Below are 8,845 nucleotides of genomic sequence, written 5' to 3' on the forward strand. Positions count from 1 at the left end.
GCGGGACCGCGCCGAGGCCGACCTCGCCCGCGCGGCGGGCCGGTTCGGCGGCGGGACGCCGGTGACGACCGAGGTCGCGACCGGGACCGGGGTGACCGGCGCGCTGGCCGGCGTCGATATGCTGCCCGGCGAGCTGCTGGCCTGCGCGTCCGGGCACGCCGGCCCGCTGCGCACGGTCTTCCTCGGCGAGGCCTCCGGCAAGATCGTCCGCGCGGCGCCGTGCCCGGTGCTGGTCCTGCCGCGCGGTACCCCCGCCGGCCGCCGGGAGGGCGGCCCGCAGGCGCCTCCGCGATGAAGCGGAGGTAAAGGTTAGGTAAGCCTTGCCTGCGTGAGCTACGACATGGGGGATCCGGTGTTTCGCGGGAAGCAATTACGGCACACTGATGTTGTGAAAAACGTGAGCAAGGATCCGACGAGCACCGAGGCCGCCGGCGCGCGGTCCGCCGGCGCGCCGTCCGGCCCTGCTCACGGGGCCGCCGGTGGTCCGGGACGCCCCCTGGCGGGCGGCGGTCCGGCGGGCGGCGGGCGGTCCGGCGGCAACGCCGAGCGCGACACCCGCGCCCGGGTCGCCCGGCTGATCCTGGAGCACGGCCCGGTCACCGCGTCCGCCCTCGGCGAGCGCGTCGGGCTGACGCCCGCCGCGATCCGCCGGCACCTGGACGCTCTCCTGGCCGAGGGCATGATCGAGGTTCGCCGGGCCCGGCCGCAGACGCGCCGCGGGCGGGGCCGTCCCGCCAAGTGGTTCGCCATCACCGACGCCGGGCGCAGCGCGTTCGTGCACGCCTACGACGACCTCGCCACCAGCGCCCTGCGCTTCCTCGCCGACACGGCCGGGGAGCACGCGGTCGCCGAGTTCGCCAGGCGGCAGATCGCCGACCTGGAGCGGCGCTACCGTCCCGTCGTGCAGGCCGCTCCGCCGCACCAGCGGGTCCGCACGCTCGCCGAGGCGCTGTCGGGCGACGGCTACGCGGCGGCGGCCGCCAAGGCGCCACAGGGCGCCGGCGAGCAGCTGTGCCAGCACCACTGCCCGGTCGCGCACGTCGCCGCGGAGTTCCCGCAGCTGTGCGAGGCCGAGACCGAGGCGTTCAGCCGCCTGCTGGGCACTCCCGTCCAGCGGCTGGCCACCATCGCCCACGGCGACGGGATCTGCACCACCCACGTCAGCTCCCGCTCCCTCTGCGGAGGGGACACGGCGGAAGGCGCCGCCACCGGCGGCGCCGCTCCCACGGCCGGCGCGGGGGACACGGGGGATCGCTCCCCCGAAACACCAATGATCAATGACGAGGAGTCCGGGAGGACGCCCCTATGACTACGGCAGCCCACCCCGAGTTGGAAGGGCTCGACAGGTACAAGTTCGGCTGGGCCGACTCCGACACCGCCGGTGCCTCGGCCCGGCGCGGCCTGAACGAGGACGTCGTCCGCGACATTTCGGCCAAGAAGGGCGAGCCCGGCTGGATGCTCGACCTTCGCCTCAAGGGGCTGCGGCTGTTCGACAAGAAGCCGATGCCCACCTGGGGCTCCGACCTGTCGGCGATCGACTTCGACAACATCAAGTACTTCGTGCGCTCCACCGAGAAGCAGGCCGCTTCCTGGGAGGAGCTCCCGGAGGACATCAAGAACACCTACGACAAGCTCGGCATCCCCGAGGCGGAGAAGCAGCGCCTCATCGCCGGCGTCGCCGCCCAGTACGAGTCCGAGGTCGTCTACCACAAGATCCGTGAGGACCTCGAGGAGAAGGGCGTCATCTTCCTCGACACCGACACGGGCCTGAAGGAGCACCCGGAGATCTTCCAGGAGTACTTCGGCTCGGTGATCCCCGTCGGCGACAACAAGTTCGCCGCGCTGAACACCGCCGTGTGGTCGGGCGGCTCGTTCATCTACGTCCCGCCGGGCGTGCACGTCGAGATCCCGCTCCAGGCCTACTTCCGGATCAACACCGAGAACATGGGCCAGTTCGAGCGGACGCTGATCATCGCCGACGAGGGGTCGTACGTCCACTACGTCGAGGGTTGTACCGCTCCGATTTACAAGTCGGACTCGCTGCACTCGGCCGTCGTCGAGATCGTCGTGAAGAAGGACGCCCGCGTCCGCTACACGACCATCCAGAACTGGTCGAACAACGTCTACAACCTGGTGACCAAGCGCGCCGTCGCCTACGAGGGCGCCACCATGGAGTGGATCGACGGCAACATCGGCTCCAAGGTCACCATGAAGTACCCGGCGGTGTACCTGCTGGGCGAGCACGCCAAGGGCGAGACCCTGTCGATCGCGTTCGCCGGCGAGGACCAGCACCAGGACGCGGGCGCCAAGATGGTGCACGCCGCGCCCAACACCTCCTCCACCATCGTCTCCAAGTCGGTGGCGCGCGGCGGCGGCCGCACGTCCTACCGGGGCCTGGTGCAGATCCAGGAGGGGGCCGAGCACAGCAAGTCCACGGTCAAGTGCGACGCGCTCCTGGTCGACCAGATCAGCCGGTCCGACACCTACCCCTACGTCGACGTCCGCGAGGACGACGTGGAGATGGGCCACGAGGCCACCGTCTCCAAGGTGTCGGAGGACCAGCTGTTCTACCTGATGAGCCGCGGCCTCACCGAGGACGAGGCGATGGCGATGATCGTGCGCGGCTTCGTCGAGCCCATCGCCCGCGAGCTGCCGATGGAGTACGCCCTGGAGCTGAACCGGCTCATCGAGCTGCAGATGGAAGGAGCCGTCGGCTGATGGGGCTGGAGACGAAGCCTCTATCGACGCTGCACCAGAAGGCGTCCTACGAGGTGGGCGACTTCGACGTGCCCACCGGCCGTGAGGAGGAGTGGCGGTTCACCCCGCTGCGCCGCCTGCGCGGGCTGCACAACGGCACCGCGGAGCCGCACGGCAAGGCCGTCCTGGAGGTCGACGCGGCGCCCGAGGTGACCGTCGAGACGGTCGGCCGCGACGACCCCCGCCTCGGCCGGGCGTACGTGCCCGCCGACCGGGTCAGCGCGCAGGCGTGGTCCTCGTTCACCCAGGCCACCGTCGTCACCGTCCCGAAGGAGGCCGTGGCCTCCGCGCCGACCGTGCTGCGGGTCCGCGGCGAGGACGCCTCCGCCGCGTCCTACGGGCACACCACCGTGATCCTGGAGCCGTTCGCCGAGGCCACCGTGGTGCTCGCGCACCGCGGCTCGGCGACCTACGCCGACAACGTGGAGTTCGTCGTCGGCGACGGCGCCCGCCTCTCGGTGATCAGCCTGCAGGACTGGGCCGGCGACAGCGTGCACGTCTCGCACCAGCACGCCCGGCTCGGCCGGGACGCCCGGTTCGTCTCGCACAACGTCTCGCTCGGCGGCGACCTCGTGCGGATCTCGCCGTCGGTCTCCTACGACGCGCCCGGCGGCGACGCCGAGCTGTACGGGGTGTACTTCGCCGACGGCGGCCAGCACCTGGAGCACCGCCTGCTGGTGGACCACTCCCGGCCGAACTGCCGCAGCCGCGTCGACTACCGGGGCGCCCTCCAGGACCAGGACGCGCACGCCGTCTGGATCGGCGACGTGATCATCCGCGTCGAGGCCGAGGGCACCGACACCTACGAGCTCAACCGCAACCTCGTCCTGACCGACGGGACCCGCGTCGACTCGGTGCCGAACCTGGAGATCCTCACCGGCGAGGTCGCCGGCGCCGGGCACGCCTCGGCGTCCGGCCGCCTCGACGACGAGCACCTGTTCTACCTCCAGGCCCGCGGGATCACCTTCGACCAGGCCCGCCGCATGGTGGTGCGCGGCTTCCTCGGCCAGCTCGTGGAGCGGATCGAGGTCGCCGAGGTCCGCGAGAAGGTCGCCGAGGCCATCGAGGCCGAGCTCGACCGGGGAGCCGCCCGATGACGTACGTGAAGGTCTGCCCGTTCGCCGACGTGCCCGCCGACGGCGCGCTCGCGGTGGAGGTCGGCGACGCGCCGGTCGCGATCGTCCGCAGCGGCGACGACCTGTACGCCCTCAGCGACATCTGCTCGCACGCCGAGGTCTCGCTGTCCGAGGGCGAGGTCGAGGACGGCACGATCGAGTGCTGGCTGCACGGGTCCTGCTTCGACCTGCGCACCGGGAAGCCCACCAACCCGCCGGCCACGCAGCCGGTCGCCACCTACAAGGTCAAGGTCGAGGACGGTGACGTCTACGTCTCGCTCGGCTCCGACGACTAAGGAAGTCCACGCACTATGGCCACGCTAGAGATCCGCGACCTCCACGTCTCCGTCGCCGACGGCTCCGACGGGACGAAGGAGATCCTGCGCGGGGTCGACCTGACCGTGCAGGCCGGCGAGACCCACGCGATCATGGGGCCGAACGGCTCCGGCAAGTCCACCCTCGCCTACGCCATCGCCGGGCACCCCAAGTACGAGGTCACCTCGGGCGCCGTCACCCTCGGCGGCGAGGACGTGCTGGCGATGTCGGTCGACGAGCGCGCCCGCGCCGGGCTGTTCCTGGCGATGCAGTACCCGGTCGAGGTCCCCGGCGTCTCGGTGTCGAACTTCCTGCGCTCGGCCGTCACCGCCGTCCGCGGCGAGGCCCCCAAGCTGCGCGAGTTCTCCAAGGAGATGAAGAAGGCGATGGACGACCTGTCCATCGACCCGGCGTTCGCCCAGCGCAGCCTCAACGAGGGCTTCTCCGGCGGGGAGAAGAAGCGGCACGAGATCCTCCAGCTGGAGATGCTCAAGCCGAAGATCGCCGTCCTGGACGAGACCGACTCCGGCCTGGACGTCGACGCGCTCAAGGTCGTCTCCGAGGGCGTCAACCGGTTCTCCTCCACCGAGGGCACCGGCGTGCTGCTCATCACCCACTACACCCGCATCCTGCGGTACGTGAAGCCGGACTTCGTGCACGTCTTCGCCGCCGGCCGCGTCGTCGCCGAGGGCGGCCCCGAACTGGCCGACGAGCTGGAGAACGAGGGCTACGAGAAGTACGTGAAGGCGGGCGTGTCGTGATGAGCGGGGCACTGCTCCCGGAGGAGCTGAAGAAGGACTTCCCGCTCCTGCAGCGCACCGTCCGCGGCGGCCGTCCCCTGGTGTACCTCGACTCGGGGGCGACGTCGCAGAAGCCGCTGCGGGTGCTGGACGCCGAGCGGGAGTTCTACGAGCACCACAACGCGGCGCCGCACCGCGGCGCGCACCTGCTCGCCGAGGAGGCGACCGAGGCGTACGAGAACGCGCGCGCCTCGATCGCCCGGTTCATCGGCGCGACCCCCGGCGAGATCGTGTTCACCAAGAACGCCACCGAGGGCATCAACCTCGTGGCGTACTCGCTGAGCAACGCCGCCACGGCGGGCCCGGAGGCCGAGCGGTTCCGGGTCGGCCCCGGCGACGAGGTCGTGGTGTCGGAGATGGAGCACCACGCCAACCTCGTGCCGTGGCAGGAGCTGTGCCGGCGGACCGGCGCCACGCTGCGCTGGTTCGGCATCACCGACGAGGGCCGCCTCGACCTCGCCGACCTCGACTCGCTGGTGAACGAGCGCACCCGGATCGTCGCGCTGACGCACCAGTCGAACGTCCTCGGTACCGTCCCGCCGATCGAGCTGATCACCGCGCGGGCCCGCGCGGTGGGCGCGCTCGTCCTGCTGGACGCCGCGCAGTCCGTCCCGCACCAGCCGGTGGACGTCGCCGCGCTGGACGCCGACTTCCTGGCCTTCTCCGGGCACAAGATGCTCGGCCCGACCGGGATCGGCGTGCTGTGGGGCCGCCGCGAGCTGCTGGAGGCCATGCCGCCGTTCATCACCGGCGGCTCCATGATCGAGGTCGTGCGCATGGAGGCGACCACGTTCATGCCGCCGCCGCAGCGGTTCGAGGCGGGCGTGCCGATGACCGCGCAGGCCATCGGGCTCGGCGCGGCCTGCGAGTACCTCTCCGAGGTCGGCATGGACCGCGTCCACGCGCACGAGGAGGCGCTCACCGCCTACTCGCTCGAGCGGCTCGCCGAGATCCCCGGCCTGCGGATCGTCGGCCCGGGCACCACCGAGGCCCGCGGCGGCGCCGTGTCGTTCACGGTGGACGGCATCCACCCGCACGACGTCGGCCAGGTGCTGGACGAGCTGGGCGTCGAGGTCCGCGTCGGCCACCACTGCGCGTGGCCGATCTGCCGCCGGTTCGGCATCCCGGCGACGACCCGCGCGACGTTCTACCTGTACAACACCCTCGCGGACGTCGACGCGCTCGCCGACGGGGTCCGGCAGGCCCAGGCGTTCTTCGGAACAGCCTGAGCCGCGGCCCGGTTGTAGCGAGAGAGCCCGGAAAGGACGACATGCAGCTCGAGGCGATGTACCAGGAGGTCATCCTGGATCATTACCGCAACCCCCATCACAAGGGGCTGCGGGAGCCGTACGAGGGCGAGGCGCACCACGTCAACCCGACCTGCGGCGACGAGGTCACACTGCGCGTCCACCTGGACGGCGACGGCCAGGGCGCCACGGTCGCCGACGTCTCCTACGACGCCATGGGCTGCTCGATCAGCCAGGCCAGCGCCTCGGTGATGGCCGATCTGATCATCGGCAAGTCCGTCAAGGAGGCGATGGCGGTCGGTGAGGAGTTCCTGGCGCTCATGCAGTCGCGCGGCCGGGACGTCGAGCCGGACGAGGACCTCCTGGAGGACGCCGTCGCCTTCAGCGGGGTCTCCAAGTACCCCGCAAGGATCAAGTGCGCCCTGCTCGCCTGGATGGCGTGGAAGGACGCGACCGCCCGCGCACTCGGAGAGGCATCATGACCGACATCCCAGCGACCGGCACGCCGGTGGACGCGGCCGACGCCGGCACCGGCGCGGCCACCGAACCCGCGGCCGAGGTCGTATCCGAGGCCGTCACCGAGGCCGTCACCGACTCCGCTCCCGAGGCCGCCGCCGGCGGCGTGGACGGCGCGGCGCCGGACGGGACCGTTCCCGACGACGAGATCCTCGAGGCGCTCAAGGACGTCGTCGACCCCGAGCTCGGCATCAACGTCGTCGACCTCGGCCTGGTCTACGGCGTGGACGTCGCCGACGAGGTGGCGACCCTCGACATGACCCTCACCAGCGCCGCCTGCCCGCTGACCGACGTGATCGAGGACCAGGCGCACAGCGCGCTGGAGGGCCTGGTCAAGGACGTCAAGATCAACTGGGTGTGGCTGCCGCCGTGGGGCCCCGACAAGATCACCGACGAGGGCCGCGACCAGCTCCGCGCCCTCGGCTTCAACGTCTGACGGGCGCCGTCCGCGCGAGGCCGCGTCCCGTCCGGGACGCGGCCTCGCGCGATTCACGGCTAGTCCGGTTCACGGCCGGTGCGCCGCACGGCGCGGGTCACGTCTTCGGCTTGGCCGGCCACAGGGTGTAGGTGATCGGCCACAGGGACCAGATCGCGAGGATCGTCCCGAGGCGGACCGTCCAGCCGATGAGGGCCTCGGTGCGGCCGGAGTCGCCCACCGCGGCCACCATCGCGAGCAGGACGGCGCACCCGAGGGCGGTCGCGGCGGCCGCCTTGCCGAACTCGCGCCACTCGTACCGGGCGCGCGCCCGGCCGTGGGCGGGCTTGCGGGCCGGCGGCGGGCCGCCGGCGAACCGGTGCGCGAACCGCTCGTCCGCCCAGCGGACCATGCTGTGCCCGAAGGCGACCGAATAGCCGATGTAGGCGGCCGCCAGGCCGTGGGTGAAACCGGCGGTCGCGCCGCCGCGCAGGTCGATCACGGTGGCGACGAGCAGGACGACGTCGACCAGCGGGACGCAGAGCAGGAGCGCCGCGCCGGTCCGGCGGCGCCGGAGGGGGTAGCGGGCGACGAGACCGGCGGCGAGGACGACCCAGAAGCCGATCTCGCATCCGGCGATGACCGCGAGGAGCACGTGACCTCACCGTCCTTCCGTGACGTGGCCGGGGAGACGGCCGTCCCGTCCCATCCTCGGCGCCCGGCGGGCCGGGGGCGTCGTCTGCGGTGAGGGTTCCCGGGTCGTCCGAAGGATGTACGCCGTCCCCGCAGGACGATGGACGCGGCATCGGGCGCGGGATGCTGAGATGGGGGAGTGCCCCCGCTCAGCCGCCTCACCACCCGCCAGGACGTGCTCCTCGCCTCCGGGTCGATGGCCGGTGGGCTGGTGCTGTTCGCGGCGCGCGGTCACGCCACCTGGTCGCAGGACTGGCACGTGCCGCCCGCGCTGCGGGTCCTCCCGCTGGTGGGGCTGTGCGCGGCGATGCTGCTGCGGCGGACGGCGCCGCTGACGGCGCTGGGGCTGGCGACGCCGTTCAACTTCGCCGACGTGACGATGGGCCCGAGCTTCGCCACCGCCGTCATCTACGGGGACGCGCTGTACGCGGCGTGCCTGTACGGGCGGCGGCGGACGGGGGAGTGGCTGCTCGGCCTCACGCTCACGGCGACGCTCGGCGTGGCCGCCGGCGTCCTGGTCGCCTTCCACGTGGTGTCGTTCTCCGTGCTGTGGGCCGCGGCCGCCGGGGTGACGTGGGTGGGGCCGGTGCTGACGGCGATGGCCGTGCGCGAGCACCGGTTCAAGGCCGAGGCCGAGCGGCAGCGGGCCGAGCAGGTGGCGCGGCTGGCCGAGCTGGACCGGCGGGCGGCGGTCGGCGCCGAGCGGGCCCGGATGGCCCGCGAGCTGCACGACGTGATCGCCAATCACTTGAGCGCGGTGGCGCTGCACTCCTCGGCCGTCCTGAAGGTCCCCGACCTGGACCGGGCGGAGGTGAACCGGGCGATGCGCGTGATCCGGGAGAACAGCGTCCAGGGGCTGGCGGAGATGCGCCGGATGATCGGGCTGCTGCGCGAGGGCGGCGGCGACGACCCGGCCGCGGCGCCGCGGCTGGCCGAGCTCGGCCGGCTCGTCGAGCGCACCGCGCGGCCCGACCTCGCGGCGGCGCT

General features: G+C 72.3%; 11 protein-coding genes. 10 read left to right on the forward strand and 1 reads right to left on the reverse strand.

Features of this window, described 5'->3' with window-relative positions:
- From E1291_RS35100 to E1291_RS35140, 9 genes are all read left to right on the forward strand, one after another.
- A partial coding sequence (locus E1291_RS35100; RefSeq protein ID WP_165495447.1) for a universal stress protein occupies positions 1-295 on the forward strand: 295 nt, incomplete at its 5' end.
- A 102-nt stretch (positions 296-397) separates the two neighbouring features.
- Positions 398-1,309 carry a helix-turn-helix transcriptional regulator gene (locus E1291_RS35105; RefSeq protein WP_370771086.1) on the forward strand — a complete coding sequence of 304 codons (912 nt, stop codon included), beginning with the start codon at positions 398-400 and terminating at the stop codon, positions 1,307-1,309.
- A complete protein-coding gene (gene sufB, locus E1291_RS35110) occupies positions 1,306-2,718 on the forward strand; it encodes a Fe-S cluster assembly protein SufB (RefSeq protein ID WP_131742372.1) in 1,413 nt (470 codons plus the stop codon). The genes E1291_RS35105 and sufB overlap by 4 nt, the downstream gene beginning before the upstream one ends.
- A complete protein-coding gene (sufD, locus tag E1291_RS35115) occupies positions 2,718-3,854 on the forward strand; it encodes a Fe-S cluster assembly protein SufD (RefSeq protein WP_131742373.1) in 1,137 nt (378 codons plus the stop codon). Before sufB ends, sufD begins: the two co-directional genes overlap by 1 nt.
- Positions 3,851-4,168 (forward strand): bifunctional 3-phenylpropionate/cinnamic acid dioxygenase ferredoxin subunit, encoded by a 318-nt coding sequence (locus E1291_RS35120; protein WP_131742374.1) that lies wholly within the window; start codon positions 3,851-3,853, stop codon positions 4,166-4,168. Before sufD ends, E1291_RS35120 begins: the two co-directional genes overlap by 4 nt.
- Positions 4,169-4,183: 15 nt before the next feature.
- Positions 4,184-4,948 (forward strand): Fe-S cluster assembly ATPase SufC, encoded by a 765-nt coding sequence (gene sufC / locus E1291_RS35125; RefSeq protein ID WP_131742375.1) that lies wholly within the window; start codon positions 4,184-4,186, stop codon positions 4,946-4,948.
- Entirely contained in the window at positions 4,948-6,216 is a 1,269-nt protein-coding gene (locus E1291_RS35130; protein ID WP_131742376.1) for a cysteine desulfurase, read from the forward strand. The genes sufC and E1291_RS35130 overlap by 1 nt, the downstream gene beginning before the upstream one ends.
- A 41-nt stretch (positions 6,217-6,257) precedes the next feature.
- Positions 6,258-6,716 (forward strand): Fe-S cluster assembly sulfur transfer protein SufU, encoded by a 459-nt coding sequence (gene sufU, locus E1291_RS35135; RefSeq protein ID WP_131742377.1) that lies wholly within the window; start codon positions 6,258-6,260, stop codon positions 6,714-6,716.
- 140 nt (positions 6,717-6,856) lie between these two features.
- Positions 6,857-7,186 carry a metal-sulfur cluster assembly factor gene (locus tag E1291_RS35140; RefSeq protein ID WP_131742380.1) on the forward strand — a complete coding sequence of 110 codons (330 nt, stop codon included), beginning with the start codon at positions 6,857-6,859 and terminating at the stop codon, positions 7,184-7,186.
- A 97-nt stretch (positions 7,187-7,283) separates the two neighbouring features.
- Here the strand turns inward: E1291_RS35140 and E1291_RS35145 are convergent, their stop codons facing one another.
- Complete coding sequence (locus tag E1291_RS35145; protein WP_131742378.1) at positions 7,284-7,820, reverse strand: hypothetical protein; 537 nt, start codon at positions 7,818-7,820, stop codon at positions 7,284-7,286.
- Positions 7,821-7,997: 177 nt separating this feature from the next.
- On the opposite strand from E1291_RS35145, the gene E1291_RS35150 reads away from it, so the two are divergent.
- Positions 7,998-8,845 (forward strand): sensor histidine kinase (locus E1291_RS35150; protein ID WP_242614571.1); only part of this gene is annotated, 848 nt, incomplete at its 3' end.

Origin of the sequence: Actinomadura roseirufa (assembly GCF_900659635.1) — a bacterium.
GTDB classification, from domain to species: domain Bacteria; phylum Actinomycetota; class Actinomycetes; order Streptosporangiales; family Streptosporangiaceae; genus Spirillospora; species Spirillospora roseirufa.

What these genes read in the sequence shown, in the direction of transcription:
- sufD (WP_131742373.1), top strand. Translation starts at nt 2,718, where the DNA reads ATGGGGCTGGAGACGAAGCCTCTATCGACGCTGCACCAGAAGGCGTCC.
- sufU (WP_131742377.1), top strand. Translation starts at nt 6,258, where the DNA reads ATGCAGCTCGAGGCGATGTACCAGGAGGTCATCCTGGATCATTACCGC.
- sufB (WP_131742372.1), top strand. Translation starts at nt 1,306, where the DNA reads ATGACTACGGCAGCCCACCCCGAGTTGGAAGGGCTCGACAGGTACAAG.
- sufC (WP_131742375.1), top strand. Translation starts at nt 4,184, where the DNA reads ATGGCCACGCTAGAGATCCGCGACCTCCACGTCTCCGTCGCCGACGGC.
- E1291_RS35120 (WP_131742374.1), top strand. Translation starts at nt 3,851, where the DNA reads ATGACGTACGTGAAGGTCTGCCCGTTCGCCGACGTGCCCGCCGACGGC.
- E1291_RS35130 (WP_131742376.1), top strand. Translation starts at nt 4,948, where the DNA reads ATGAGCGGGGCACTGCTCCCGGAGGAGCTGAAGAAGGACTTCCCGCTC.